The following is a 26,611-nucleotide window of genomic DNA, read 5'->3' on the forward strand; positions in this document are numbered from 1 at the left end:
GTCGGCGGCGGTCCGGGCGGGGGTGGTCCGGGCGGGGGTGGTTCAGGGCCGCGGGGTGCGGCTGCGCGCGGAGTGGCCGAGCTCCGGGCCCAGCCCGAAGTAGTGCCGGAAGTTGTACACCAGCGGGCTCCACGCGGCGGGCTCCACGTAGTCGGTGCCCGGCACCGTGACCGACTCCGCCGCGTGCACCCGCCGCACCCGCGCCTGCACCACCCGGAACTCCCCGGTGACGTCCGCGCGCAGGTCCACCACCTCGGCCTCCAGCTGCAGCGGGCACTCGGCGACCCGCGGCGGGACCACGGTGTCGGAGGGCAGCGCGGTCAGCCCCGCGTGGCCGAACTTGTCCCGGACGAACACCGGCCAGCCCGTCCCGTCCGACCCGCCCGTCCCGTCCGGCCGCGCCGGGCGGTCGGGGCACCCGGTGGTGGCGCCCAGCCGCTCCACCTCCCGCCACAGTCCGGGCCCCGGCACGTTCACCACCAGCTCCGGCCGGGCCGCCAGGTTCCGCACCGTCCAACCCTCCCCTCCCAGGCCGAGCACCACCGTGCGGTCCAGCGCCCACGCGGAGGAGACCGGCGCGAGGTTCGCCGAACCGTCCGGGTTGACGGTGCTCAACAGCACCACCGGGGTGCCGAAGTACAGGACGTGCGGCTCGATGACGCGGTGGGACGGGCGGGACGGGTGGGACGGTGCTCCGAGGAGGTCGTTTCGCATGCCGCCGACCGTAGGCCCGGGACGCTTCGGTCAGGACCGAAGCGTCCGCGCGGCAGGATGGACGGATGGACACCCCGACCGGCGCCCGCGCCCTCGCCGACACCGCGGCCCTGCTCGCCGACCCGACCCGGGCCGCGATCTGCCTCGCCCTGCTGGACGGCCGCGCCTGGACGGCCGGTGAACTCGCCCGCCGGGCCGGGGTCGCCGCGCCCACCGCCACCGGCCACCTGAACCGCCTGGCCGGCGCCGGACTGCTGACCGAGGAACGCCAGGGCCGCCACCGCTACCTGCGACTGGCCGGGCCCGCCGCCGCCGAACTCGTCGAAACGCTCGCCCAGTTCGCGGACCGGGACGCTCCCGCGCCGCCCGCCCGCTCCCTGCGCACCGCCCGGCAGCAGGGCGAACTCGCCCGCGCCCGCACCTGCTACGACCACCTCGCCGGGGCGCTCGGCGTCGCCGTCACCGACGCGATGACCACCCGCGGGCTCCTCGACCACCGCAACGGACTCGCCCTCACCACCGCCGGGGCCGACTGGCTCGGCGCGACCGGCATCACCGTCCGCCCCGGCCGCCGCCCCGCCGTCCGCCCCTGCCTGGACTTCACCGAACGGCGCCCGCACCTGGCGGGCGCCGTCGGCGCGGCGCTGTGCCGGCACGCCGTGGACGCCGGATGGGTGGTGCCGCGCCCGGACAGCCGGGCGGTGCGGGTCACCGCCGCCGGGCGGGAGGCGCTGCGCGGGCTGCTCGGGCTGGAGTGGAGCTGCGACTGAGGACCGGGCGGCCGACCCCCGGCGGCCGACCCCCGGCGACCGGGCGCGCCCTACACCTCCTCGGTCAGCCGGCCGTCGCGCATCGCCAGCACCCGGTCGGCCCGGCCCAGCAGGTCGCGGTCGTGGGTGACCATCACGGTGGCGGTGCGGTGGGTGCGGGTCACCTCCGCGAGCAGCTCGACCACCTGCACGCCGCGCTCGTGGTCCAGTGCCGAGGTCGGCTCGTCCACCAGGAGCACCGACGGGCTGCCGAACAGGGCGCGGGCGATGTTCACCCGCTGGCGCTCGCCGCCCGACAGCTGGTGCGGGCGGCGGCGCTGCTCGGCGCCGGTCAGGCCGACCGACTCCAGCAGTTCCTCGGCCCGGCCACGGGCCCGGGCCGGGCGGCGGCCGCGCACCGACTCCAGGACCAGCAGCTGTTCGACGGCGGTCAGCGAGGCCAGCAGGTTCGACTGCTGGAACACGATGCCCAGGCGCTCGCGGCGCAGCGCGGTGCGCTCGCGCCCGCCCAGCGCGCCCGCGTCCACCCCGTCGATCAGCACCTCGCCGCGATCCGGGCGCAGCAGCGTCGCGGCGACCGCCAGCAGACTGGACTTGCCGGAGCCGGACGGGCCCACGAGGGCCGTGAACTCGCCCGGGGCGACGGTGAGTTCGACCTCGTCCAGGGCGATCAGCCGGCTCTCGCCGTCCGGGTAGCCGAGCGTCACGCCGCGCAGTGCGAGGCCGGTGCGCAGGGAGGTGGCGGTGGTGGTCACGGCGGAGCCTTCCGGAGCGGGGTGGGTGGTCATCGGCCGGCGCCCAGCGCGGCCAGCGGGTCGACGGCGGTGATCCGGCGCACCGCGAGGGCCGCGCCCAGCAGGCCCAGCAGCACCATCGCGGCCACCGGGACGGCGACGGTCGAGGCACCCACGTCGAACGGCACCGACGCCGAGGCCAGCGCCCCGCCGGCCGCGCCCAGCGCCCCGCCCAGCAGCGCCCCGCCCAGCAGGACGGCCGCCGCCTGGGCCAGCGCGTCGCGCACCAGGTAGCCGCTGGAGGCGCCCACCGCCTTCAGCACCGCGATGTCCGGCCGGCGCTGCACCGTCCACACGGTGAAGAACGCGCCGACCACCAGGGCGCTCACCGCGAACAGGAACCCCTGGATCAGCCGCAGGCTGCCCTGCTCCGCCGCGTACCCGTTGATGCCCGCCAGCGCGTCGTCCAGCGACACCGCCCTGAGGTCGGCGGGCAGGCCGTGCGGCAGGCCGCGCACCGCCAGCGCCGTCGGCTGCCGCTGGCCGGAGACCAGCTGCCAGGTCGACGGGGTGGTCCACACGCTCGGGGCGTGCGAGAGCGAGCGCTCGGCGGTGACCGCCGCGACCGTCAACTCCTGCCCGCCGACGGTGACCCGGCTGCCCGGGGCGAGGCGGTACTCGGCGGCCAGGTCGGCGCCGACCACGAGCTCGCCGTCCGCCGGGGCCGCGCCCCGCACCAGGGCCGGCAGCAGCTCCGCGTCCGTGCCCAGCACGCTCACCGAGGCCGCGCCGCCCGCGCCCGTCAGCCGCGACATCGCCACGCCCAGCGGGTGCACCGCGCCCGCCCCCGCCGCCGCCACCGCGTCCCGCTGGCCCGGCGAGACCGTGCTCGACGCGAACGACACCTCCGCCTCCGCACCCGCCGGCGCGCCGAACACCAGGCCGTCCACCGGGAGTTCGGCGATCGTCGAGGACGCCGCCGAGGCCAGGCCGCCGGTCAGGCCGTACAGGAACACCACCAGGGTCGTGATCAGGGTGACCACCGCGCCCATCAGGGCGAACCGCCCCCGGGCGAAACGGATGTCACGCAGAGCGACGAACACGGGAAACCTCTCGTAGGGGCGGCAGGGCAGGCGCAGGGGCCGACAGCGGTCGGTAGCGGTCGGTGGGGTCGGTAGCGGTTGGTGAGGGAGGGTCGGCGGGACGGTTCCCAGCCTGGTCCGCTGACGCCCCGCCGGCATCGGGGAGACGGACGGAGCGCACACCCGTCGAGAGGTGCACCCGGAAATCCATCGAACGGTTGATGTCGCGGCGCGCCTGGCGGCCGGCCCCGCCCCGTATCCTCGGAAAGCGTGCCCCGTACCGAACCCCACGCCTCCCCGGCCGGTCCGACGCCCGCGCTGCGCCTGGCCAACCTCGCCGTGCACGGCCTGTTCTTCACCCTGCTCGCCGTGCTGCTGGCCCGCGCCGCCGCCGACGGGGCGCTCGGACCGGCCGGCTGGGCCACCGCCGGCGCGCTCGCTGCCGGGTACGCCGCCGGCGGGGCGCTGCGGCGGATCCGCGAAACGCGCGCCCTGGGCGCCGCCTGGCTGCTCGCCGTCACCGCGCTGTGGATCGGACTGACCCTCCAGCACCCCGAGTTCAGCTACCTCGCCTTCCCGCTGTACTTCGTCTGCCTGCACGCCCTGCCACCGCGCTTCGCCCTGCCCGCCGTCCTCGCGCTCACCGCCGCCGTCGTCGCCGCCCAGACCACCACCCCCGGCGGCCTCACCACCGCCAAGGTCCTCGGCCCGCTCGCCGGACTCGCCGTCGCCCTGCTCACCGCGTACGGCTACGCCGCCCTCTACCGGGAGAGCCGCGCCCGCCAACGGCTCATCGACGACCTGGTCCGCACCCGCGACGAACTCGCCGCCAGCCAGCGCGAAGCCGGCCGCCTCGCCGAACGCCAGCGGCTGGCCCGCGAGATCCACGACACCCTGGCCCAGGGCCTGGCCGGCATCGTGCTGCTCGCCCGCGAAGCCGGCCACACCCCCGACCTGCCGGCCGCCACCGCGCCTCTGCTGCGCGAGATCGAGCACACCGCCTCCGCCAACCTCGCCGAGGCCCGCCGCTTCGTCCACGCCCTCACCCCGCCCGCGCTCGACGGCACCACCCTCACCGACGCCCTGCGCCGTCTCGCCGACGGCGCCGGCGCCGCCTACCGCCGCGACGGCGAGCCCCACCCCCTGCCCGTCGAAGCCGAAGTCGCCCTGCTGCGCCTCACCCAGGAGGCCCTGGCCAACGCCGTCCGGCACGCCGACGCCCCGCACGTCGCCGTGACCCTCGCCTACCTCGACGACGCCGTCACGCTCGACGTCTACGACGACGGCACCGGATTCGACCCGGCCACCGCGCCCGCCCCCGACTCCTTCGGGCTGCACGGCATGCACGAACGCATCGCCGCCCTCGGCGGCACCCTCACCGTCGAATCCGCCCCCGGCGAGGGCACCGCCGTCGCCGCGGCGCTGCCGCTGCGCGCGATCGACCGGCCCGCGGAGAGCACGGCGGGGGCCGGGGCGCAGCCTTCGGCGGGACGGCCGCCGGGTTCGGCGCTCCGGTCGGCCGGACGGTTCGCTCCGGCGGTGGCTGCCGGGGGTGCGGTGGCTGCCGGGGCTGTCGGGACTGTCGGGGGCGCGGGAGCTGCCGGGGTCGCGGGGGTGCGGCGGTGATCCGGGTGCTGGTGGTGGACGACCACCCCGTGGTCCGGCGCGGGCTGCGCGCCGTGGTCGAGGACCTGCCCGAGGTCACCGCCGTCGGCGAGGCCGCGGACGGCGCCGCCGCGCTCGACCTGCTCGCCGCGCTGCCCGCCGGACAGCGCCCCGACGTCGTCCTGATGGACCTCCAGATGGGCGCCGGCATGCACGGCGTCGAAGCCACCCGCCGGATCACCGCCCTCCCCGACCCGCCCGCCGTCCTGGTGCTCACCACCTACTCCACCGACGCCGACATCCTCGCCGCCGTCGAGGCCGGCGCGACCGGCTACCTGCTCAAGGACGCCCCGCCCGAGGACCTCGCCGCCGCCATCCACGCCACCGCCCGCGGCGAGACCGTCCTGGCGCCGCCCGTCGCCGCCCGACTCCTCGGCCGCGTCCGGGCCGGCCGCCCCTCGCTCTCCCCGCGCGAGGCGGAGATCCTGCAACTCCTCGCCGAGGGCCTGCCGAACCGCCGGATCTCCAGGAGGCTTTTCATCAGCGAGGCGACGGTCAAGACCCACCTGGTGCACATCTACGACAAACTCGGCGTCGACTCCCGCACCTCGGCGGTCGCCGCGGGCCTGGCCGCCGGACTGATCCGCGCCGCGGAGCGCTGACCGGATTCTGCGGAGCGCTGACCGGATTCTTTTGCGCGGGTTGCCCGGTATGCGAACCTCCGTTTATCGGCGAGGCGGGGGGAATTCGCTGGTCGCGGAGTTCTTGGCGCATCCTTCCGAATTCCTTGACCGGTCGTTGGTAGGGTCGTGGGCGAGCCGTCACGGGGGAGAAGTGGACGACGGCTCACATGTTCGGCCTATTGGGGGGACACAATGGGGGAAATTACCGGGAACAGCCGTGATCTGCCGTCGGGAACGCTCCGGGTGGACCTGGAGGAAATGCGGAAATGGTCCACGTCGGCCCGGGAGATCGCCAATTCCTTCGTCGCGGCCAGCCACTCCATCGAGGGAACGGTCACCGACGGCTACGTGGCGCTGTCCGAGTGGGACAGCGGCCCGGCCCTGCGGGCTCGGTGGATCAGGTGGGAAGACCAGATCACCTCGCTCGGCAACCTGCTCGCCGACGTCGCCGACCGGCTGAATCGGACGGCGGACAACTACCGCGCCGCCGACGAGGCCGCCCACCGGCAGGTCACCGCCGCACCGCAGGGGTGGTGACGCGTGGTCACCTACGAAGGCGTGACACGGACCAGGCTCGACCGGCTCGCCGCAGTGGCCGAGGCATGGGGCGGGCTGCGCAACAGCTTCCTGGGCCTGCACGACCAACTGGCGCAGCAGGTGCAGACCCCGATGGTGGCGGGCTGGGAGGGCAGCGCCGCCACTCAGGCCCAGGAGTGGATCAAACGGGCCGTCGGACAACTGGAAGACGCGGCCGAAGAGGCCCGGGACATCGCCACCCTGCTGGACGACGCGGTCGGTGATTTCCTGAAGGCGCAGAACGAATTGCGGCGCCTGTCGGAAGAGGACGCCCCGGCCGGGGGGATGCGGATCACCCCGCAGGGAGAGGTCGTCGACCTGGACTGGGAGAACGCCGGGGAGCGGAGGTTCGACATCGACGCGCTGCTCGCGCAGCAGGTACGGACCACTGAGATGACCGCGCAGATCAACGACGTCCTGGCCCGGGCCACCCAGGCTGACCAAGCTCTGTGCTGGGCTCTCGCCCAGGACCCGAACGGCGAACTCGATCACGGCTTCAACCGGGACTCCTTCGGCGACCTGGACCAGGCCGCAGCCGCTCGACGGGATCTCGCCGAGGCGCTCGCACTGGCCCGCAAGGACGACCTCACGACGGAGGAGCTCACCAGGCTCAACGCCCTGCTGGAGGCCCGCCACGGCGACCCGGCGTTCGCCGAGGGCTTCGCCACCGGCTTGGGCGCGGGTGGCACGGTGGGGTTCTGGCGCCGTGCCAACGACCCGCGGCTGCTCCACGACCCGATGGGCGGCGTCCCGGCGGATCGCGCGGAGGCGCTGACGAAACTCCAGGCGTCCCTGGGCGGGACGCTTGCCACGGCCTCCCACAGCCACAGCGAGGCGATGGCCACCTGGAAGAAGGAGATGATCGGCCTCGGGCCCGAACGGTTCGGCGGATCGGACGGCTCTCCCAGCGGCTTCCAGTTGATGGGCAGCCTGATGCGCACCGGCACCTACGACGGCGCCTTCCTCGACGAGTTCGGCACGGCCCTGGTGGACGTCGAACGCCGCGGTGGGAAGGAAGCGACTCTGTCGTACGTGCGCGGGCGCGGCGGAGCGGCGGGCTGGGAGCACTTGGCGGCGGAGGGTGCCACAGCCGATCCGATGGGGGCTTTCGCCGTTGCCCTCGGCAACAACCCGCAGGCGGCCACCGCGTTCCTCGACCCCGGCCCCGACGGTTCCGACAAGAACCTCGAGTACCTGCTCAAGGAACGCCGGTGGCCGCTCGACTCCGACCAGTACGGGACGTTCGCCACCAATGCCGTCGGACAACTCGGTCCGGCCCTCGAAGCGGCGGCCACCGGTGACCCGGCCGGCCATGCGGACGGCGACCGACGGCACACCGAGGCGCAGGCCCGGACGGCCCAGGCGGTCCTCACGGGGTTCGACCTCAAAGCCGGGGAGGAGGAACTGCCCGCAGGCATGGAGCCCTACGTGGCCAACCTGCTCGCCGACTACGTGGACGACACCCACGCGGCGTTCGGCGCGGTCGACGCCGCGCAGCCGGGCGGCGCGGCCGACGGCACCCCGTACACCGCACCGGACGGCTCCTCGCACATCGCGGTCAACCAGGACACCCTGATCAGGGTGGTGCGCGGAGCGGCAGAGGATCCCGACGCGTACGCGGTGATGCACCTGGCCGAGACGCGTAAGGTCTCCGAGGTGCTCGACGACATTCCGTACGGTGCGAGCGAGGACCAGCGGTACGACCAGATCGAACAGAGCGCCGCCGCCCTCATGGTGTACGACGCCGTCCGGGACGACGTCCGGTACGACAAGCGGGACGAGGACAACGACGCGGTCGAGTGGGACGCCAAGGTGGTCCAGAGCATCGTGGCCGTGGGGGACATCCCGTTGGGCGGTGCCAAGGACCTGGCCGACCCGGCGATGGACGTCTGGCTCACTTCGGTGGTCAATGACACCAAGAACAGCAACAACAACGAGGCACTGGCCGACGTGAGCCGGGCGGACCTGGAATCGCGCGGCCAGTTGAGGCGCCAGATCGAACAGTGGGCCGAGCGGCGCGAGCCGGGCAGCGGCGACTCTTCGGCCGTCCACAGGCTGCAGCGGGATGCGGACAACACCGGTAGGACCTCCTACGAGCACGCGCAGGAAGCATTGAGGGGCAGCGCATGACGCCGGATCGGTTCGAGGCACCCGTGCCGTCCATGCCGTCGGTACCTCCGGCGCCGGTGGCGCCCGCGGTGCCGCCCAGGCCGCGTCCGGCCGGGCGGCGGCGGAAGCTGGCGTGGTTCGGGGTGGTGCTGGTGGTGTCGGGGGTGCCGGCCGGGTGGTACTTCGGGGGCGGGTACGACCGCTGGCAGGACGGGCGTGCGTTGCGGGGGTTGTGCGCGGGCGCGGTGGACACGGCCGAGGTACGGGAACTGTTCCACGGGGCCGGGCGGTTGAGCGGGTACGACTCGGATCAGGCGTCGGGGCTCGCCGGTTGCACGGTGACGGCGCCGGGGCGGTACGCCACGCTGGGGATCGACATCGGGTGGGAGCCGCGGGCGGCGCACGACGCTCTGTGGGCCCTCGGACGCAACCGGGCGGTCAAGCGGGAGAACGTTCCGGTGGTGCCGGTCGGCGCGGGCTGGGTGGGAGTGCTGTCGGTCGCGTCGGACGACCGGGCCGACCTGGTGCTCGCGTTGCCCTGCACCGCGCCGGACCTTCCCGGGCAGTTGATCGTCAGCCTGAGAGCCCGGCCGTCGATGGATCCGCACGGTCCGACGGACGACTTCGCCCCGGCCGAGCAGCGGGCGCGGCTCGGCCGGATCGCCGGTCGGATCGCGTCCCGGGCGAACGGGATCTGGAGGTGCGGGGCTCCGCTCGGCGGCCGGATCGAGCGGGTGTCCGGCCGGGCGGACGTGAAGGTCGTGCCGCAGGGCGGGGCGGACGGCACCTGTGCGGAGATCCCCGGCCCGGTCCGGGAGACCCCGGTCGACCGGACGGTGCCCATGGAGGACTGCACCGTCCTGACCCCCGACGGGAAGGGCACCGGCTTCCGCATGTCCGCCTACTACCCGCCGTACGCCCAGGACGCCGAGGCCAACGCGGGCCTGGAGGAGACGACCGGACCGGGGCGCGGTGCGGACCTGGGTTGGACGACCGCGTCCTGCCCGGGTGGTGAGGCGTTGTTCCTCGGGTACCGCGTCGCCGGGACGACCGTTGCGGGCGACGACGCCTTCAAGGCGTTCGCCCGTCGGTCGGCGGAGCGGCACGGCTGTTCGGAGCCGGCGCTGTCCTGAGCCGGGCGGGGGCGGGGGACCCGATCGGAGCGGGCAGGGAATGTCGGGTGCGGCGGGGGCGGTCCTTCCTAGGGTGGGGGCAAGGAAGAGGAAGGGAGCCGGGGTGCTGGAGCGGTTGAACCAGGCGATGGAGCACGTGGAGGAGCACCTCGACGGGCGGTTGGACGTGGCCGAGTTGGCCCGGATCACCGCCACGTCGGAGTACCACTTCCGGCGGCTCTTCTCGTCGCTGGCGGGGATGCCGCTGTCGGAGTACGTCCGGCGCCGGCGGCTGACCGTCGCGGCGGCCGAGGTGCTCGCCGGGGAGCCGTCGCTGCTGGACGTCGCGGTGCGCTACGGCTACACCTCGGGCGAGGCCTTCGCCCGGGCGTTCCGCGCCCTGCACGGGGTCGGGCCCGGGGAGGCGCGGCGCAGCGGCGCGGTGCTGAACGCGCAGCCCCGGCTCTCCTTCCGTCTCGTCGTCGAAGGGAGTGCCACCATGCGGTACCGCATCGTGGAGAAGGAAGCGTTCCGGGTGGTGGGCAAGAAGGCCCGGGTCCCGTTGATCCACGAGGGGGTCAACCCGCACATCGCCGAGCACGTGCGGAGCGTCCCGCCGGAGACGATGCGGCGGATCGTCGCGCTCTCCGACCAGGATCCGGAGGGAGTGGTGTCGGCGACGGTGCGGCTGCCGGAGGAGGGGCCGGGCGGGCTGGACGGCTTCGCCGAGGGCAGCCTGCTCGACTACTATCACGCGGTGGTGAGCGGGGCCGCCGAGGTGCCCGCGGACCTCGACGTGCTGGAGTGCCCGGCGGGCAGCTGGGCGGTGTTCGAGAACACCGGCCCGTTCCCGCAGGCGCTGCAGCAGATGTGGGCCGAGGTGGCGGCCCGGTGGATCCCGTCCAACCCGTACGAGTACCGGCCGGGCCCGGAGATCCTGCGCGTCCGGCCGGTACCGGACGACCCGGAGCAGTCGTTCGCGCAGCTGTGGATCCCGGTGGTCCGGACCCCGGCGTAGGGCGGGCCGGGTCGGCGGGGCGGAGGGGGCGGAGGGGGTGTTCGACGGGTGCGGCCCGTGGTGCGGGTGGGGCGCGTGAACTCGCCCTCCGGCAGGCCGCCGGGTGGATTCCGGCGGCCGAACTCCTCCATGGCGGCAGCCGGGTTGCCGGCCGCCGGGGAGGACTCGCCCGCGCTGCGCGACCCGGCCGGCGGGAGCCGGTTCGGCCGGCCGGGCCGGCGGGACGCGGAACCGGAGTTGCTGGAGCTGTTCGGACGGGCACTGGGCGAACTCGGCATCCCCGGGCCCGAGTCGGCGGAGGCCGCTCGCCGGGCGGTGCGTGAACTCGCGGTACGGCTGCGCGCCGGAACCGCCGACCCGGCCGGGACGGTGGCCGCGCTCGCGCTCGCCGGCGAGTGAGGGCCGCAGGGCCCTTGGGTGGTACGGGCGGTGGCCGGCGGTGGGGTCGTCGGGGCGGGGGAGTGGTGCCGGAGCGGGCGGGGGAGTGGTGGCGCCGGAGCGGGCCGGGGAGTTCGGCGGCCGGGGCGGACGGCCCGCCGGGGCGGCGGTGTTCGCGGGTGGGCGGGAGCGGCGTCCGGGTGTGGAAGGATTCGGGTCATGGTTGCCCAGCGCCCCCGCCCGTCCGCGCGGGTCGGACGGCCCCGTGCGCTGGGGCCTTCGGAGAGTGAACTGTCGCCCCGCGACGAGGTGTTGGCCGCGGCGGCGGAGCTGTTCACGGAGAACGGGTACGCCGCCACCACCACCCGGGCGGTGGCGGAGAGGGCCGGGCTGCGGCAGGCGTCGATGTACCACTACTTCGCCCGCAAGGAGGACATCCTCGCCACCCTGCTGGAATCCACCGTCGAACCCTCGCTGCTGCTGGCCACCGAGCTGCTCGCCCGGGCCTCCGTCGACCCGGCCGCCCGGCTGTGGGCGCTGGCCGCCGCCGACGCGGCGCTGCTGCACCGCGGCCTGTACAACCTCGGCGCGCTCTACCAGCTGCCCGAGGTGCGCGGCGAACGCTTCGCCGGATTCCGCCGCTCCCGCGCCGAACTGCGCTCCGCGTACGGAGAGTTGATGCACCTGATCGCCCCGGACGAGCCCGGTCGCGAACTGCGCTGCGACCTGCTGCTGGGCCTGGTCGAGGGCGGTGTCGCGGTGGTCAGGGGTCGCGAGGAGGGCGGCGTGCCCGGCACCGAGGAGGTCGGCGCGGCCGTCGCCGACGCGGCGCTGCGGCTGGCCGGATGCGACCGGGCGGCCCGGGAGGCCGCCGCCCGGGCCGCCCGCGAACTGGCCCCGGTCTGAGCCGGGTTCCGGCCCGGGCCGGGTTCCGTTCCGGGCCGGTGGAACGGGTCGCGAGCGGGGGTGACGCCCTGGCCCGGGTGGGGCCGGTGCCGGGCGTCCGACGACCCGAGGGGGAGGGGTCAGGAGAACTGGCCCGGAACGTAGTCGCCGGCGGGCTGCTGGATGGTCACGTTGATCCGGTTGTACGCGTTGATCAGCGCGATCAGGCTGATCAGCGCGGTCAGCTGCTCCTCGTCGTAGTGCTTGGCCGCCTCCGCCCAGGCCGCGTCGCTGACCCCGCCCGCGGCGTCCGCGATCCGGGTGGCCTGCTCGGTGAGCTCCAGGGCGGCCCGCTCGGCCTCGGTGAAGACGTTGGCCTCGCGCCAGGCGGCGACCAGGTTCAGCCGGGTCTGGGTCTCCCCGGCGTGCGCGGCGTCCTTGGTGTGCATGTCGGTGCAGAAGCCGCAGCCGTTGATCTGGCTGGCGCGGATCTTCACCAGCTCCTGGGTGGGCATCGGCAGCGCGGACAGCCCCAGGGCGTGGCCGGCCGAGTTGATGTACTTCAGGAACTTCGCGCCGAGCGGGTTGCCGAAGTAGTTGAGACGTGCGTCCACGGTGGTGGGCTCCTCGGTGTGTGTTTCGCGCTTCTGCAAGGTTGACCCCGCGGCCACCCCGGGTGTGACAGGCCGCGGATGTGACGGCCGTCACGCTACCGGCGGGGCGGCGTTCCACCGCTGAGGCAGGTCCGCGTCACAGAAGACGCACACGAAGAACCCCTCTCGCACCACGGAAACCTCCCCGCACCCGACGCGGCGCCGGAGCACCGCCGGATGCGTGGAACCACCCGGGTGTCCGGGGCCGCCGCGCGTGCCGCGGTGCGGATGTCCGGCGGGCCGACGTAGCGGTAGGCGGGCGGGCTCACCGCGAGAGGGTGTCGGCGGTGGCGGTGGCGGTGGCTGGGGTGGGACGGGAGACAGGGGCGGGGACGGGTCGGGGGGGCGGGGGGGGGGAGGGAAGACGGGGGCGGGGACGGGTCGGGCCGGCAGGCCGTACGGGACGGCCGGGCCGGCGGACGTAGGGTGGACGCGCGGGGGACCGGGCGGGTTTCGGTGGTGGAGGAGCGCGATGGACTTCGACCTGGCGGTGCCGCTGATCGCCGCACCGATGGCGGGCGGGGCGAGCACCCCCGAACTGGTCGCCGCCCTCAACGGCGCGGGCGGCCTCGGGTTCCTCGCCGCGGGCTACCGCGACACCGGCGGGATGATCGAACAGGTCCAGCGCACCAGGGAGTCGACCGACCGGCCGTTCGGGGTCAACCTGTTCGTGCCCGGGCCGCCCGCCGCGCCCGGCCCGGTCGCCGCCTACCGCGAACGGCTGCTGCCCGAGGCGCTGCGCCGGGGCGTCGAACTGCCCGCCGAGATCCCGCCCGACCGGGACGACTGGGACGCCAAGCTCGACGCGCTGCTGCACGGCCCCACCGACGGCGTCGCATGGGTGTCGTACACCTTCGGCCTGCCCGAACCCGCCGAGGCCGCCGCCCTCCGGCTGGCGGGCCTGCGCCAACTCGGCACCGTCACCAGCCCCGAGGAGGCCCGCGCCGCGACCGCGCTCGGCCTCGACGCGCTGGTCGTCCAGGGCCCAGAGGCCGGCGGTCACCGCGCCACCCACCGCGCCGAGGACCGGCCGGGCACCCTTCCGCTGCTCCCGCTCCTCGCCGCCGTGCAGGAGGTGACCCCGCTCCCGCTGATCGCCGCCGGCGGGCTGGGGAGCGGAGCGGCGATCGCGGCGGCCCTCGGGGCGGGCGCGGCGGCCGTCCAGCTCGGCACCGCGTACCTGCGCACCGACGAGTCCGGGGCCTCGGCCGCGCACCGCCGCGCCCTGCTCGAACTGGACGCCACCACCGTCACCCGCGCCTTCACCGGCCGTCCGGCCCGCGCCCTGCGCAACGCCTTCACCGACCGGCACGAGGGCCGCGCCCCGGCGGCGTACCCGGAGGTGCACCACCTCACCCAGCCGCTCCGGGCCGCCGCGAGCCGCGCGGAGGACCTGACGGCGATGCACCTGTGGGCGGGCACCGCGCACCGCGAGGCCCGGGCGGGCCGCGCGGCGGACGTCACCCGGGAGCTGTGGCGGGAGGCGCTGCGGGCGGGCTGAGCGGGGAGGCCGGTGCGGGGAGGCCGGTCAGCCCAGCAGGCCGCCCATCCAGGATTCGATCGCGTCGGCCTCGCGGGGGAGGGCGCCGGACATCAGGCGGGCGCCGTCGGCGGTGATCACGAGGTCGTCCTCGATGCGGACGCCGATGCCGCGTAGGGCGGGCGGCAGGGTGAGGTCGTCGGGCTGGAGGTAGAGGCCGGGTTCGACGGTGAGGACCATGCCCTCCTCCAGGACGCCGTCCAGGTACGCCCCGGCGCGGGCCTTCGCGCAGTCGTGCACGTCGAGGCCGAGCATGTGGCCGCTGCCGCAGAGGGTGTAGCGGCGGTGGAGGCCGGAGTCCTCGCGGAGCGACTCCTCGGCGGAGACCGGGAGCAGGCCCCACTCGGCCAGGCCCTCGGCGATGACCCGCATCGCGGCCCGGTGGAACTCGCGGAAGGAGGCACCGGGGCGCAGGGCGGCGATGCCGGCGCTCTGGGCGGCCAGGACGAGTTCGTAGACGTCGCGCTGGGCGGGGGAGAAGGTGCCGGAGAGGGGGAGGGTGCGGGTGACGTCGGCGGTGTAGAGGGTATCGGTCTCCACGCCGGCGTCGAGGAGCAGGAGTTCGGCGGGGTCGAGCGGGCCGTCGTTGCGGATCCAGTGCAGCACGCAGGCGTGCGCGCCGGAGGCGACGATGGTCTCGTAGCCGGTGCCGTTGCCCTCGGCGCGGGCGCGGGCGTTGAAGGCGCCTTCGAGCAGGCGCTCGCCCCGGCGGTGGCGCAGCGCGGCGGGCAGGGCGCGCACGGCGTCCTCGAAGCCGGTGGTGGTGTGGTCGACGGCGAGTTGGAGCTGTTCGACCTCCCAGGCGTCCTTGACCAGGCGCAGTTCGGCCAGCGCGGCGGCGAACTGCCCGTCGGGCACGGCGTGTTCGGCGGCGGGGCGGCCGGTCAGGGCGTCGAGGACCGGGTCGACGCCGGCCAGGACGCGGGTGGGGACGGAGCCGGTGAGCAGCTTCGGCAGGTCGTCGAGGTGGGCGGTGCGCAGGCCGGTGAGCCGGGCGCTCTCGCCGAGGTCGGGGCGCCGGCCGACCCAGAACTCGCCGTAGCGGCGGTCGCGGTAGAACTCGGCGGAGCCGTCGGCCCGGTCGGAGCGGGGGTGCAGGTGGAGGACGGGTTCGCCGTCGGGCTCGACCACCAGGACGTGGCCGACCTGCTCCTCGCCGGTCAGGCCGGTGAGGTGGGCGTAGGCGCTGTGCGGGCGGAAGCGGTGGTCGCAGTCGTTGCTGCGGACCTTGAGCCGCCCGGCGGGGACGAGCAGCCGCTCGCCCGGGAAGGCGGCGGCGAGCCTGGCGCGGCGGGCCGGGAAGTACGCGTAGCCGGGGACGCGCTCGTCGGCGGGCAGCGGGGTGGCGGCCCACTGGCCGGCCATGTGGGCCTCCAGCGCGGGGGTGACCGGCAGGTCGTGGCTGCCGGTGTTCAGGGTGGGCTGGTCGGCCATCGTCGGGGGCTCCTCTGACCTGGTCGAGCTGAGGCAACTCGGTTGGGGGAAGGCGAATCGCACCGTGGGAGCGGGCCTGGAACGGCACAGGTCGGCGAGATGGCCCGGCCTCTCATCGCGCAGTGCAATTTCACATTATTATGTTACTGGTCACGCCTCGGTCGGACCAGACCTCGGGCGGTACGGATCCCCTCTGAGCGGCGGACCGGCCCCCTTCCCGGAGCGGCACACGGCGGGCGTCCCCGCGCCGCTCTCGCGGCGGCCATCTCGGCAGCCCTCGGTCTGGGCCGGCGCCAGGGCCTGGACCTTCCACCTCGACGGCGCCCCGGGCGACCACTTCGCGATCAAGCCCGCGGGCGACCCGGAGAAGGCGGAGCAGCTGCTGGCCGAGGCGATCCAGGCCGCCCTCAAGCGGGTCGGCGTCGGCGTCACGATCACCACCGTCGACCCGACCGCCGTCAACTCCATCGTCGGCGGCGGGGAGGAGCGGCCCGGCCGTCAACGCCGAACTCGACCGGATCGCCGCCACGGACCACCTGGACGCCAAGATGACGGACGCCTCGCCCGCCGTCCCGCCGGTGTGGCAGAAGACGCCGCTGCTGGTCGGCTCCGGCATCGCCGGCGCCTTCGATTCGCCGATCCGGTCCGCGCAGGTCGACTGCGCGACGATCGGCCTCAAGTCCGCCGATTAGGACGGGAGTTCCCACATGACCACCCCCACCGCCCCGGACCCGACCGGGGGAGCGGGGTGCGGGGGGGGGATCGGGTTCGACCGCGGGCCCGGCGCCGTCGACCTGCTGGTGCGGCACTGCCCCGGTGGGACGGTCGCCCGGGCGCAGACCCCGGTCGGCGGGACGGAGCCGTCCGTCCGCGCCTCCGCCGGGGGTCTGCTCACCCTGCGCGCGTGGGCCGGGAGGCGGGAGCCTCAGACCTCCAGGTCGGCCTCGACCTTCTTCAACTGGTGCCGGGCCATCGCCAGGTTGGCCCGGTTCCGGTCCAGCGCCAGGTACAGGAACAGGCCCTTGCCGGTGCGCGAGGTCAGCGGCCGGATCAGGTGGTACTGGGTGGAGAGGCTGATCAGGATGTCCTCGATCGCCTCGTTCAGGTTCAGCAGCTCCATCGCGCGCAGCTTGGCCCGTACCACGTCGGTGTTGCCCGCGGCCGCGACGTTCAGGTCCAGGTCCGACCCGCCGCCGATGGTGCCCAGTGCCATCCCGCTGTTGTAGTCGACCAGGGCGACACCGATGGTGCCCTCGATCGAGCTCATGATGTCCTTCAGTGCGGTTTCCACAGCAGCCATTTTTTCCAAGTACCTCTTCCGTGAAAGGAATTGACGACCCGTCAGATCCTTGCTGCGACGGGCGTGTTGCAGGGTGAGATGAGTGTCGGGGGGCGGGGCGGGGGTCAGAAGGTCGTCCGGTCGAGGTCGGCGTCGGCCAGGGCCGCTATCCGGGCCCCGGCCCGGCGGGCCTCCAGGTGCAGCCGCCCCACGTTGGCCTGCGAACCGGCCAGCAGGGTCAGCACCGTGTACGCGCCGGCCGCGTACGTCGCGGTGTAGCCGCGCTCGCCGCGGGTGATCAGCTCCCGGAAGGCGCCCTGGCCGGTCGCCTCGGTGAGCCGCGACCCCACGCCCAGCGCGGCGGCGGTCAGCGCGGCCACGCCCTCCGGCTCCAGCGCGGGCGCGTCGTGCGCCACCACCAGGCCGTCGATGGTCGCCACCAGCGACCCGGTCAGGTGCGGAATCCTCGCCCGCAGACCTCGCAGTTCGGCCTGCACCTCGGCTTCCGGCAGCACGGGGGTCCTCCTCGCGGTCAGTTGTCGAAAGGTCCGCTTCATGACTCGGTCGGCGGGACGGGGCGGGCGGGCGGGGCGGTCACAGGGCCTCCAGGGCAGCGCGTAGTCGGAGCAGCAGGCCCACCTCCGGGTCCGAGGAGTCGTAGGAGCGCGGCGCGGGCGGCAACAGCACGTCCGGCAGCGCGGCTTGCGGCACGGCGGCCGGCGGCGGGTCGGGGACGGCGGCCGGCCGGTGGGCGGTCAGCAGCCCCGCGGCGGCCAGCTGCCGGACGTCCAGCAGCGTGCCGTAGGTGGAGCGCCCCAGCAGCCGGGCCAGCTCGGGCGCGGTACGGGTGCCGTCGGCGGCGGCCAGCAGCGCCTGCCGGCGGCGGTGCGGCACCGCGGTGCGGCGGGTCGGGGCGGCGCCGGTGGCCCGCAGCGGGGCGCGGTCCAGCTCGGCGGACGGCCAGCAGCCGTCCAGCAGCGAGCGGCGGCGGCCGACCGCGCCGCGCAGCTCCAGCACCGACAGTGGACGGGCCAGCCGGAACGCCGGCTCGGCCGCCGGGTCGAAGCGCAGCTCCCCGTCGTGCTGGGCCAGCGCGTCCTGGGCGCCGTCCAGGGTGGCGGCCAGCCGGGCGAGTTCGAGCTCGCCCGGGCCGACCAGACCGCCGGCCACCAGGTACTCGGCGAGCCGCCCGGCGCCCAGCAGCAGGCTGTCCTCCCACTCGCGGACGGTGATCCGCCCGGCCCCGGTCAGCAGGTGGCCGACGGTCGCGGCGGCGGGCGCCTCGGCGTGCACCACCAGGCCGCCCGCCAGGTGCACCGCGCCGCCGGGGCCGTGCAGCGCGCCGGTGGAGCCGTCGGCGGCGAGGTCGGTCAGCGCGGCCTCGAAGGTGGTGGCGGGTGCGCAGCTGGAGCGCCGGCGCCGGGGGAGCGGTGCGGCGTGGGCCCGCCGCCGGGCGGCCGGAGGGGCGGGCCGCGGGTCTGCGGGGAGCGGGCCGACGGGCTCCGGCGCCACGGACCGGGGTACGAGGGGCTGGGGTTCGGCGGGCCGGGGCTCGGTGGGCCGGGGCTCGGTGGGCCCGGCCGTCAGGTACGGGCCGGGCACCTCGGTTCCGGGTCCGAACCGCCCGCCGGACGGCGCCGGCCGATGCGCCGGGGCGGGTGAGGCCACCGGCAGTGGCGGCACCGACGGCCCGGGTGGCGCGGGCGGTGTCGGGGCGAGGGTGTCGGTGGGCCACATCAGGAGAGCACCAGCCGGTCGGCGATGGCGGCCAGCCGCAGCCGGGCCATCGCCAGGTTGGCGAGGCCCCGGTCCAGCCGCAGGTAGAGGAAGACGTTGGCGTCGAAGGGCGCGGGGACGAAGCGGAGCAGGTGGTAGTTGTCGCCGGAGGTGACGATGACGTCCTCGGCGGGCGGCGCGCCGGTGTGCTGGTCGGCGAACGAGGGCGTCTGGGTGACCGCCCGGGCGAGCTCGGTGGCGTCGGCCGCCCCGACCTCGTGGTCGCCGTCGGGGCCGAGTCCGGCGGTGCCTATGGCCAGCCCGTTGGTCCAGTCGACCAGGCTGACCCCCAGGGCGCCGGTGATCCCCATGGCTTCCGCAAGGCACTCCTCGATCCCGGGCACGTACCGCGTTCCCTCCCCACCGTGCGGGGCACGGTGCGTCGCCTTCACCGCCTTCACCTGCGGTAGTCTGACCAGGACGCAACGCTACCGGCGCCGCCACGGGAGGGCGAGACTTTCCGCCATATCCCTCGGGCATATGCACGATTGCGCTATGGTGCGTGGATTTTGGAGCATCACGGTGAAGGCGGCGCGGCGCGGCGGTTCAGCCCCCCGGAGCCCGCGGCCCGTCCTGGACGGGGAGTTCGCGCATCCGCGGGATGGGCGAGAAGAGCACCCACAGGCCGGAGCAGAGCGCGCCGACGGCGGCGATCCACAGCGTGGGGCGCAGGCCCAGGGTGCTGCCGAGCAGGCCGCCGAGCAGCGAACCCAGCGGGCGGACGCCGTAGTTGACCGCCTGGTAGGCGCCGAAGACCCGGGAGCGCAGGGCGTCGGGGATGCAGGCGGCGAAGACCGCGCCGGCGGTGATGTCGAGGATCATCACGCCCGTGCCGGAGAGGAACTCGGCGCCGAACAGCAGCGCCGCGGAGGCGGCGACCGAGCCGCCCGCCAGCGGGACCAGCAGCAGCGGGGCGGGGAAGAGCACCAGGCCGAACAGCAGGGCCGGGCCGACGCCGATCCGGGCCGACAGCCGCCCGGTGACCGCCGCGCCGAGCAGCGTGCCGACCGCCGCGGCGGCCATCACCGCGCCCAGCAGGCCCGCGCTGAAGTGCAGTTCGCTGGTCGCGTAGAGGACGAACAGCGCGCCGATGACGAAGGTGAACAGGTTGACGGTGGCGGTGCCGAGCAGCGTCGCCCGGATCACCGGGTCGCGCCGGATCCAGCGCATGCCCTCCGCGGTGCCGCCGCGGCCCTCCTCGGCGGGCGGCGGTTCGACCGGGTCGATCCGGCGCAGGAAGGCCGCCGAGACCAGGAAGGAGAGCGCGTCCACCACCAGCGCGGCCGGGGCGGCCAGGAGTTGGACCAGCAGGCCGCCGAGGCCGGGGCCGGCCACGTAGGTGGCGGCCCGGCTGCCGTTGACCAGCGCGTTGCCGCGCAGGTAGTGCTCGGCGGGCACCAGGGCGACGAACAGCGGCGGGTTGCAGACGTTGAAGAGCACCGACAGCGCGCCGACGGCCAGCACCACCGCGTACAGCTGGGCCAGCGTCAGCACCCCGGCCGCGTAGGCGATCGGGACGGTCAGCAGGACGGCGGCGCGGGCCAGGTCGGTGACGATCATCATCCGGCGGCGGTGCCCGTAGCGGTCGGCCCAGCCGCCCGCGTGCAGCGAGAGCAGTAGGTAGGGGAGGTACCCGGCGGCGCTCAGGTAGCCCATCCGGGCGGCGTCGGCGTGCAGCGCGGAGACCGCGATCAGTGGGATGACCAGCAGGGTGATCTGGTCGCCCAGCGAGGAGACGGTCTGTCCGGTCCAGTAGCGGCGGAAGGCGGGGTCGTGCAGCAGTTCGGGTATCCGGCGGCGGACCGGGCCGGCCGGGCGGGTGTCGAGGAGCGTCACGGCGCGGCCTCCCCGGGCTGCTCGGTGGGGACGGCGAGGTGGATCAGCTGGACGGTGCGGGCGCCCGCGGGGCGGGGTCCGGGGGCGCTCAGGCGCTCCACGTAGGGGCGGACCAGCTCCTCGACGCGGGCGTTCAGTTCGGCCAGTTCACCGGCGGTGACCAGGACGGCGCTGTCGCCGAAGCCGGCGGCCTCGCGCCACTCGGGGGTGTCGGTGCCGCGGTGCAGCAGCCAGCTGGTGGCGCGGGCGAAGTAGCCGTCCAGGACGGCCCGTTGCAGCGCCTCGGTGGCGGCGGCCCGCTCCGGGTCGGCGGGGGAGGCGTCCCAGCTGGTGAAGGCGGCGGTCGCGCGCCAGGGCTTCTCCCGGCCGCGTCCGCCGCCCGCCTCCTCCACCAGGCCGTACTTGGCGAGCTGGCGCAGGTGGAAGGAGCAGCTCGCCACCGATTCGGTGCCGAGCAGTTCCGCCGCCCGGGTCGCGGTCAGCGGCCCGTGCAGGCGGAGCAGGCCGACCAGTGCCATCCGGGTGGGATGGGTGTAGGCGCGCAGGGCGCGCGGGTCGGTGAGCCGGATGGCCGGCAACTCGTCGCTCATGTTCTAAAGCTAGCTTTAGAAAGAAGTCTTTACAAGTCGTCGGCCTGCGGGTTCAGTGAACCACGCCCCGCTCGGACGGCAGCAGGGTGTGCGCGGGGTGCGCGTTGTCGTCCGCCGGGCCGTGGATCGGCGGCAGCGGGCGGCTCGGCCCGGCGCGTCGCCGATCAGGCAGTCCGCCGCGCACCCCTCCGGGTCGTCCTGCGGCAGGCCCGGGTGCCGCTCGGTGTGCGCGGTGTCGTACAGCCGGAAGCCGGTCGACGGGGCGCCCGCGCTGGCCGCGTGGAACACGTCCGGGCGCCGCAGCACCGCGAGCGCGGCCTCGAACCGGGGCCGCATCCGTACGCGGGTGCTGGTCTCTTCGGAGAACGGCTCGTCGCGCGGAACGCCGTGCTCGGCCAGGGCGTCGAGCCGCGACCGGAGTTCCTGGGTGAGCGTCGGGCACCGCGCGTACCCGACGCGAAGGTCGGCACTCGGAGTGTCCGGCGCGGGGGCGAGCGGAACCGGGGCGCCTTGGTGGAGCGGCCGGTGTGGTGGGTGCCGCATGCCGTCCGTGCGTCCACCGTTCTCGGTGGACTCCGATGCCGGACTCCGGTCGGCAAGGCGGTCACCCCGGTCGACGCGCGAGCATGTGGTCAACCAGGTCGTCGATGTAGTCCGGTGCCAGCGGTACGACGCCGAACAGCACCCGGACGTAGATCGGCGCCAGGATGCCGTCCAGCACCTCCAGTACGTCGGGGGCGTCCTCGCCGCGAGCGCGAGCCCGCTCCAGCATCCCCTGGAGCTGTTCGGAGCGGATGGCGAGGAACCGGTCACGGGCCGACTCGCCGTCGGGGCCGGTGGCCAGCGCGGTGACGACCGTGCGCAGCAGCGCCAGGCCGTCCGGCCCCGTGACGTCCTCGGCGACCTTGGCGGCGAAGGAGCGCAGGTCTCCGTCGAGACTGCCGGTGTCGGGCATGGGCGAGTGCTCGGTCAGGCGGCTGACGACCGCGTCCATCAGCAGCGCCTCCAGGGTTCCCCAGCGGCGGTAGATGCTGCTGTCGGCGACGCCCGCGCGGGCGGCGACCTCGGCCACCGAGAAGGTGCCGTAGCCGCGTTCGGCGATCAGTTCGGTGGCGGCCTGGAGGACGGCGGTGCGCACCCGGGCGCTGCGGCCTCCCGGGCGGCGGGCGCGGGGCGGTGCCGACGGGGTGGCCGGCGTCCGGGTCTCTTTCATGGCGACCATCTTAACGCAGTGATGGATTGCGTTTGCGCGCCCGCTGGAGCTATGGTCCCGCTAAAGCAGTCGTCCACTGCGTTAGGAGCTCCGATGGAACCGATCTTCTTCTCAGGCAACCCTTCGTTCTGGTACGAGACCCTGCGGACGCTCGGTCACATCGCCTACGGCGGAGCCGACTTCGGCGAGGTCGCCACCACCGCCCAGCGCATCACCCCCGGCGACTACGACAGCTGGCACGACCAGTGGCTGGCCACGGCCGACCGGGTCGCCGAACGGGCGCGCACCTCCCGGGCGGGCGGCCACCGCGTCAGCGCCCGCGACGGGTTCCTGCGCGCCTCGAACTACTACCGCTGCGCCGAGTTCTTCCTGCAGGGCAACGCCGCCGACCCCCGCATCCGCCACGCCTACGACGCCTCCGTCGCCTGCTTCCGGACGGCGGCGAAGCTGTCCACCCCCACGATCGAGCCGATCGAGATCCCTTACGAGGACACGACCCTGCCCGGCTACCTCTACCACCCCGACGACTCCGGTCTTCCGCGCCCGACCGTGGTGATGTTCAACGGCTTCGACGGCACCGCCGAGGAGATGCACTTCTTCGGTGCGGCCGCCGCCGTCGAACGCGGCTACACCGTCCTGGTCTTCGACGGCCCCGGACAGCCGGGAACCCGCCACCGCCAGGGGCTGACATTCCGTCCGGACTGGGAGAACGTCGTCACCCCGGTGCTCGACCACGCGGTGACGCTCCCGGGGGTGGACCCGGAGCGGACGGCCCTGCTCGGCGCCAGCATGGGCGGCTATCTCGCCCCCCGCGCCGCCGCCTTCGACCGGAGGATCGCCGCCGTCGTCGCCCTCGACGGAGTCTTCGACCTCGGCGACATCAGCACGGCGCCCCTCGCCCTCCCCCGCGCGGAGGCCGAGCGCCGGCTGCGGGCCGCGCACGACCCGGGCCTCGACACGGTGATCGAGACGGCCATGGCGGCAGCCCCGACCCTCACGTGGGCGATCGAGCACGGAATGTTCGCGATGGGCACCGACAGCCCGCGGGCGTTCTGCGCCGCCTACCTCGACTACCACCTGCGCGAGGGCATCGCCGAGCGAATCTCCTGCCCCGTGCTGGTCTGCTCCGGTGAGGACGACGGCTTCTTCAAGGGCCAGCCGGAGAAGCTGTACTCCCACCTCACGTGTGAGAGGACGTTCATGGCGTTCACCGAGGAGGAGGGAGCCGAGGCGCACTGCCAGTCCGGCGCCCAGCGGCTGGCGTTCGCCCGGGTCTACGACTGGCTGGATGCGGTGATGACCCGCCCCGCGGTGGTCCGCCGCATCGGCCGGGCACTGGCCATGACGGGCACGGTGGTCGAGGCGACCGACGTCGGCGACGGCTGGTCGGCCCCTACCCCCTGCCCGGGATGGGACGCGCGGACGACGCTCAACCACGTGGTCGGCGGCATGCGGATCTTCGCCGCCGAACTGACCGGCACCGACCCCGGAGGTGAACACCACGACGACTGGCTCGGCACGGATCCCACCGGCGCCTACCGGGCCGCCGCCGAGGCCGACCGCGCGGCCTGGCAGCACGCAGCCGCTACCGACGCCGACTTGGCCGAGGCGAAGGTCCGCCTCGGATTCGGGCCCGTTCCGGGGCCGATGGCGGCGCTGATCCACCTCACCGAAGTGCTCGTCCACGGCGTCGACCTGGCGGTCGCCATCGACCGGACCGACCTGGTCGACCAGCACCTGTGCCAGGACCTGCTCACGTGCATGCAGCAGATGGACATGGACGCCTTCCGCCGGCCCGGCATGTTCGGGCCGGAGAGGCCGGCCTCGGAATCCGCGCCGGCGCATGCGCGGCTGCTGGCCTTCCTCGGCCGCCGGGTCTGAGGGTTGTCCCGTCAACGGTCTTTGAGTCACCTCGGGCGTGGCAGGCTGCCCTACCGACCGTCGGCCTATCCGGCGAGGGCGCGATTGTGCATCCGGGCGGTGCCGAGCATGGCGTGGTGGACGCCGTCGCCTTTGAGGCGGCGGTCGAGGAGGATCTTCCAGGTCTTCATGCCGGCAAGGACGTGCTCGACGCGGGCGCGGACCCGCTTGTGGGACGTGTTGCGTTCTTCTTTCCAGTACGGGAGTTCAGTCTGGCCGCGCTCGCGGCGGTGCGGGATGACCGGTCCGGTGCCCGGGTGGCCGCCGTCGGCGATCGTGGTGGTCTTGCCGACGGCGGCCTCGGCGCCGGACTCCTCCCACGCCTCGCAGTCGTTGCGGTTTCCGGCGGGTGGTCGGCCGACCACGACGACCAGACGAGTGCCGGCGTCGATGACTACTCGGTGGTTGGTGGAGTACCGGTAGTTCTTCGACCGCTCGGCGATAAGGCTCCACGGCCGGCCCTCGCGTACCGCATCCGCACCCTCACGACGCAGAACCGTCACCGGCTTCCCGAAGGCACGCGGGCTCAGCCCGGTGAAGGGGGCCATCCAGGACGGCACCGACGCCGTGATCACACCAGCCACGCGGGGACCCCACCTCCTGTGGCCGGGAGCTCCGCGTGATGTCGCGGAGAATCCGATGGTGCGACACGGCCCCGGCGTCAAGAATCACCGGATGCGTGAAGTGAAGCTGTCCGACGGGATCATCACTCTGTCGCCCCTGCGCCTGGACGACGTGCAGGCGCACCTCGCGGGGGAGGACGAGCTACTCGTCCGCTGGCTCAACGGCGGTCCCGGCACGCGGGAGGGGATCGAAGCGTACTTCCGGCACTGCCGGGAGCAGTGGGACAGCGCCGGGCCACTGCGCGCGTTCGGCATCCGGACGGGCGCCGGCGAGGTGCTCGCGGGCACGGTCGACTTGCGGTTCGCAGGAGAAGGTCTGGCGCCCGGCCAGGTGAACGTCGCCTACGGCCTCTATCCGTCCTGGCGCGGGTACGGACTGGCTACCCGCGCGGTCCTGTTGGCGACCCGGTACGCGGCGAGTGAGGGCGGGACGGAGGCGGTGATCCAGGTGGAGCCGGAGAATCCCGCATCTGCCGCAGTGGCGCAGCGGGCAGGGTTCACCCCCGGGAGGCCGACGCGCAGCAAGGACGGCACACGCTTCGACTGGTACGTCCGGGACCTGTACGCCGCCCTGTGACAACCAGCAGTCACGGGACGACCCTTGGGCGCCGGCGGCCCGCGCCCGGTCGATAATCCAGACGCCTCGTGCTCGGGACGGGTGCGAGCCCACAGACAACGGCCTGCTCGTCAGCCAGAAACTCCGCCGTTCCCCGGGGTCGTGATGGCCGCCGTCCACCGGGCCCCGAACACCCGGGTCGCGGTCCGCCCCCGCGGGCCCGGCGGCCGTACTGACCGGTAGTCAGACGATCTTGGTCGCTGCTATCGCGCCGGGGTCCGATTCGAACAACCGTTTACGGAACGGGGATCCATGCGCAGGTCACAGCGGTTCGCGGCCCTCGCACTCAGCCTCCTGGGCACGGCCGCGGGAACCGTCCTGCGCCGGCCGGGCCCCGGCCCCGCGGGCCGGAACGGTCAGCGGGCGGCGCGCAGTTCCTCCAGCAGCATGCCCTGGTCGGCGAGCAGTTCGGTGAGGATGCGCCGGGCCGTCCGGAGCAGCTCGGCGACGTCCGCGCCGGCCAGGGCGTACACCACGGTCGATCCCTCGCGGGTCGCGGTGACCAGGCCGGAGCGGCGCAGGATGGCGAGCTGCTGGGAGAGGCTGGACGGTTCGACGTCCAGCTCGGGCAGCAGGTCGCGCACCGGGGTCGGTCCGGCCTGGAGCAGTTCGAGGACCCGGATTCGCACCGGGTGGCCGAGCATCCGGAAGAACTCGGCCTTGGCCTGGTAGAGCGGTACGGGCATGCTTCCTCCCCTTTTCCGGCGGCACGCGGGCCGCCGCCCCGCGCTCAGACCTCCAGCGTCGACTCGATCCGCTTCAACTGGTGCCGGGCCATCGCCAGGTTGGACCGCGTGCGGTTGAGCGCGAGGTACAGGAACAGGCCGCGCCCGCTGGACGTGGTGAGCGGCCGGATCAGGTGGTACTGACCGGTCAGGGTGACCAGGATGTCCTCGATGCCGTCGTCGTGGAGGTTGAGCATTTCCATCGCCCGCATCTTGGCACGGACGAGGTCCGTGTTGGCGGCCGCGGCGACGTTCAGGTCGAGCTCGCCGCCGTCCCCGAGGGTGCCGAGCGCCATGCCGCTCCCGTAGTCCACCAGGGCCACCCCGATGGCTCCTTCGATGGTCATGGCTTCCTTGAGCGAGGTTTCGAGGTTCGCCATCGCCTGTCTCCTGTCGTGGCTGGTGGTCGGTTCGGCACGACTGTAGGAACGGGACCGCACTGCGGCCGAGTGTTGATCGGAATCTTTCGCTTCTGGCTCGACTGAGATCGAGCGGTGCCGGTTTGCCGACCGCTTGAAGACATTTGCAACTACGGATGTGAACAGTTCACGCGTACACGATTCCTGCGGGGGCGGACGGGGGAGGGGGCCCGCCGACCGTCGCCACCGGCGGAACCGCCGGAAAAGTCTGATGTTGATGTCACTCCAGACGGGTAATCTCAGGCTGAGATGCTCGATCACCACACCCCACGCACCCGCTGCGCCCCGTCGCCCCTCCGGGCCACGGCCCCGCAGCCGCAG

At 74.4% G+C, this 26,611-nt stretch carries 28 protein-coding genes; 13 read left to right on the forward strand and 15 right to left on the reverse strand.

Annotated elements, in window-relative coordinates; translation table 11 throughout:
• Positions 1-42: 42 nt before the first annotated feature.
• A complete protein-coding gene (locus tag OO48_RS04085; protein ID WP_033212841.1) occupies positions 43-714 on the reverse strand; it encodes a flavin reductase family protein in 672 nt (223 codons plus the stop codon).
• A gap of 65 nt (positions 715-779) precedes the next feature.
• On the opposite strand from OO48_RS04085, the gene OO48_RS04090 reads away from it, so the two are divergent.
• A complete protein-coding gene (locus OO48_RS04090) occupies positions 780-1,484 on the forward strand; it encodes an ArsR/SmtB family transcription factor (RefSeq protein WP_033212842.1) in 705 nt (234 codons plus the stop codon).
• A 50-nt stretch (positions 1,485-1,534) separates the two neighbouring features.
• On the opposite strand, the gene OO48_RS04095 is transcribed toward OO48_RS04090, so the two are convergent.
• Together OO48_RS04095 and OO48_RS04100 are read right to left on the reverse strand one after the other, a co-directional pair.
• Complete coding sequence (locus OO48_RS04095) at positions 1,535-2,272, reverse strand: ABC transporter ATP-binding protein (protein WP_425338503.1); 738 nt, start codon at positions 2,270-2,272, stop codon at positions 1,535-1,537.
• A complete protein-coding gene (locus OO48_RS04100; RefSeq protein ID WP_033212844.1) occupies positions 2,269-3,321 on the reverse strand; it encodes an FtsX-like permease family protein in 1,053 nt (350 codons plus the stop codon). Before OO48_RS04100 ends, OO48_RS04095 begins: the two co-directional genes overlap by 4 nt.
• Before the next feature lie 249 nt (positions 3,322-3,570).
• Here OO48_RS04100 and OO48_RS04105 point away from each other — a divergent pair, with 249 nt between their 5' ends.
• The 8 genes from OO48_RS04105 (at position 3,571) to OO48_RS04140 (ending at position 11,687) form a co-directional block, all read left to right on the forward strand.
• A complete protein-coding gene (locus tag OO48_RS04105) occupies positions 3,571-4,926 on the forward strand; it encodes a sensor histidine kinase (protein WP_051731711.1) in 1,356 nt (451 codons plus the stop codon).
• On the forward strand, positions 4,923-5,567 hold the full coding sequence (locus tag OO48_RS04110; RefSeq protein ID WP_033212845.1) for a response regulator: 645 nt from the start codon (positions 4,923-4,925) through the stop codon (positions 5,565-5,567). Before OO48_RS04105 ends, OO48_RS04110 begins: the two co-directional genes overlap by 4 nt.
• A 213-nt stretch (positions 5,568-5,780) precedes the next feature.
• Positions 5,781-6,125 (forward strand): WXG100 family type VII secretion target, encoded by a 345-nt coding sequence (locus tag OO48_RS04115; protein ID WP_081951900.1) that lies wholly within the window; start codon positions 5,781-5,783, stop codon positions 6,123-6,125.
• A gap of 3 nt (positions 6,126-6,128) precedes the next feature.
• Positions 6,129-8,294 (forward strand): DUF6571 family protein, encoded by a 2,166-nt coding sequence (locus OO48_RS04120; RefSeq protein ID WP_033212848.1) that lies wholly within the window; start codon positions 6,129-6,131, stop codon positions 8,292-8,294.
• Positions 8,295-8,326: 32 nt separating this feature from the next.
• A complete protein-coding gene (locus OO48_RS04125) occupies positions 8,327-9,406 on the forward strand; it encodes a hypothetical protein (protein ID WP_157845371.1) in 1,080 nt (359 codons plus the stop codon).
• A gap of 103 nt (positions 9,407-9,509) precedes the next feature.
• The gene (locus tag OO48_RS04130) at positions 9,510-10,403 is read left to right on the forward strand and encodes an AraC family transcriptional regulator (protein WP_033212851.1); all 894 of its coding nucleotides are present in this window, start codon (positions 9,510-9,512) and stop codon (positions 10,401-10,403) included.
• A 129-nt stretch (positions 10,404-10,532) separates the two neighbouring features.
• The gene (locus OO48_RS04135; RefSeq protein WP_033212852.1) at positions 10,533-10,802 is read left to right on the forward strand and encodes a hypothetical protein; all 270 of its coding nucleotides are present in this window, start codon (positions 10,533-10,535) and stop codon (positions 10,800-10,802) included.
• A gap of 198 nt (positions 10,803-11,000) precedes the next feature.
• Complete coding sequence (locus tag OO48_RS04140) at positions 11,001-11,687, forward strand: TetR/AcrR family transcriptional regulator (RefSeq protein WP_051731712.1); 687 nt, start codon at positions 11,001-11,003, stop codon at positions 11,685-11,687.
• Between the two features lie 119 nt (positions 11,688-11,806).
• Here OO48_RS04140 and OO48_RS04145 read toward each other — a convergent pair whose 3' ends face one another.
• Positions 11,807-12,280 carry a carboxymuconolactone decarboxylase family protein gene (locus OO48_RS04145; protein WP_033212854.1) on the reverse strand — a complete coding sequence of 158 codons (474 nt, stop codon included), beginning with the start codon at positions 12,278-12,280 and terminating at the stop codon, positions 11,807-11,809.
• 511 nt (positions 12,281-12,791) lie between these two features.
• Here OO48_RS04145 and OO48_RS04150 point away from each other — a divergent pair.
• Positions 12,792-13,820 (forward strand): nitronate monooxygenase, encoded by a 1,029-nt coding sequence (locus OO48_RS04150; RefSeq protein WP_033212855.1) that lies wholly within the window; start codon positions 12,792-12,794, stop codon positions 13,818-13,820.
• A gap of 27 nt (positions 13,821-13,847) precedes the next feature.
• Here OO48_RS04150 and OO48_RS04155 read toward each other — a convergent pair whose 3' ends face one another.
• Positions 13,848-15,293 (reverse strand): aminopeptidase P family protein, encoded by a 1,446-nt coding sequence (locus OO48_RS04155; protein WP_033212856.1) that lies wholly within the window; start codon positions 15,291-15,293, stop codon positions 13,848-13,850.
• Between the two features lie 548 nt (positions 15,294-15,841).
• On the opposite strand from OO48_RS04155, the gene OO48_RS38055 reads away from it, so the two are divergent.
• Positions 15,842-15,985 carry a hypothetical protein gene (locus OO48_RS38055; RefSeq protein WP_157845372.1) on the forward strand — a complete coding sequence of 48 codons (144 nt, stop codon included), beginning with the start codon at positions 15,842-15,844 and terminating at the stop codon, positions 15,983-15,985.
• Between the two features lie 233 nt (positions 15,986-16,218).
• On the opposite strand, the gene OO48_RS04165 is transcribed toward OO48_RS38055, so the two are convergent.
• The 7 genes from OO48_RS04165 to OO48_RS04200 form a co-directional block, all read right to left on the reverse strand.
• The gene (locus tag OO48_RS04165; protein WP_033212858.1) at positions 16,219-16,593 is read right to left on the reverse strand and encodes a hypothetical protein; all 375 of its coding nucleotides are present in this window, start codon (positions 16,591-16,593) and stop codon (positions 16,219-16,221) included.
• Between the two features lie 104 nt (positions 16,594-16,697).
• Positions 16,698-17,129: a roadblock/LC7 domain-containing protein gene (locus tag OO48_RS04170; RefSeq protein WP_081951902.1), complete on the reverse strand. Its 432-nt coding sequence runs from the start codon at positions 17,127-17,129 to the stop codon at positions 16,698-16,700.
• Positions 17,130-17,166: 37 nt separating this feature from the next.
• Positions 17,167-18,084 carry a transcriptional regulator gene (locus OO48_RS04175; RefSeq protein ID WP_157845373.1) on the reverse strand — a complete coding sequence of 306 codons (918 nt, stop codon included), beginning with the start codon at positions 18,082-18,084 and terminating at the stop codon, positions 17,167-17,169.
• A 224-nt stretch (positions 18,085-18,308) separates the two neighbouring features.
• Complete coding sequence (locus OO48_RS04180; RefSeq protein ID WP_033212860.1) at positions 18,309-18,692, reverse strand: hypothetical protein; 384 nt, start codon at positions 18,690-18,692, stop codon at positions 18,309-18,311.
• Between the two features lie 202 nt (positions 18,693-18,894).
• Complete coding sequence (locus OO48_RS04185; protein ID WP_051731714.1) at positions 18,895-20,184, reverse strand: MFS transporter; 1,290 nt, start codon at positions 20,182-20,184, stop codon at positions 18,895-18,897.
• Positions 20,181-20,774 carry a winged helix-turn-helix domain-containing protein gene (locus OO48_RS04190; protein WP_033212861.1) on the reverse strand — a complete coding sequence of 198 codons (594 nt, stop codon included), beginning with the start codon at positions 20,772-20,774 and terminating at the stop codon, positions 20,181-20,183. The genes OO48_RS04185 and OO48_RS04190 overlap by 4 nt, the downstream gene beginning before the upstream one ends.
• Positions 20,775-21,378: 604 nt before the next feature.
• Positions 21,379-21,987, reverse strand: coding sequence for a TetR/AcrR family transcriptional regulator (locus OO48_RS04200; protein ID WP_051731715.1), 609 nt, complete (start codon positions 21,985-21,987; stop codon positions 21,379-21,381).
• Positions 21,988-22,080: 93 nt separating this feature from the next.
• Here OO48_RS04200 and OO48_RS04205 point away from each other — a divergent pair, with 93 nt between their 5' ends.
• Positions 22,081-23,868: a TIGR03086 family metal-binding protein gene (locus OO48_RS04205; RefSeq protein ID WP_157845374.1), complete on the forward strand. Its 1,788-nt coding sequence runs from the start codon at positions 22,081-22,083 to the stop codon at positions 23,866-23,868.
• Between the two features lie 65 nt (positions 23,869-23,933).
• Here the strand turns inward: OO48_RS04205 and OO48_RS04210 are convergent, their stop codons facing one another.
• Positions 23,934-24,491 (reverse strand): transposase, encoded by a 558-nt coding sequence (locus OO48_RS04210; protein ID WP_051731716.1) that lies wholly within the window; start codon positions 24,489-24,491, stop codon positions 23,934-23,936.
• A 91-nt stretch (positions 24,492-24,582) separates the two neighbouring features.
• Here OO48_RS04210 and OO48_RS04215 point away from each other — a divergent pair, with 91 nt between their 5' ends.
• Positions 24,583-25,107: a GNAT family N-acetyltransferase gene (locus OO48_RS04215; protein WP_033212927.1), complete on the forward strand. Its 525-nt coding sequence runs from the start codon at positions 24,583-24,585 to the stop codon at positions 25,105-25,107.
• A 395-nt stretch (positions 25,108-25,502) separates the two neighbouring features.
• On the opposite strand, the gene OO48_RS04220 is transcribed toward OO48_RS04215, so the two are convergent.
• Both OO48_RS04220 and OO48_RS04225 read right to left on the reverse strand, forming a co-directional pair.
• Positions 25,503-25,832, reverse strand: coding sequence for an ArsR/SmtB family transcription factor (locus OO48_RS04220; protein ID WP_033212866.1), 330 nt, complete (start codon positions 25,830-25,832; stop codon positions 25,503-25,505).
• 44 nt (positions 25,833-25,876) lie between these two features.
• Entirely contained in the window at positions 25,877-26,251 is a 375-nt protein-coding gene (locus OO48_RS04225) for a hypothetical protein (RefSeq protein ID WP_033212867.1), read from the reverse strand.
• Positions 26,252-26,611 lie beyond the last annotated feature (360 nt).

This window comes from Kitasatospora phosalacinea (genome assembly GCF_000716545.1).
Taxonomy (GTDB): Bacteria; Actinomycetota; Actinomycetes; order Streptomycetales; family Streptomycetaceae; genus Kitasatospora; species Kitasatospora phosalacinea.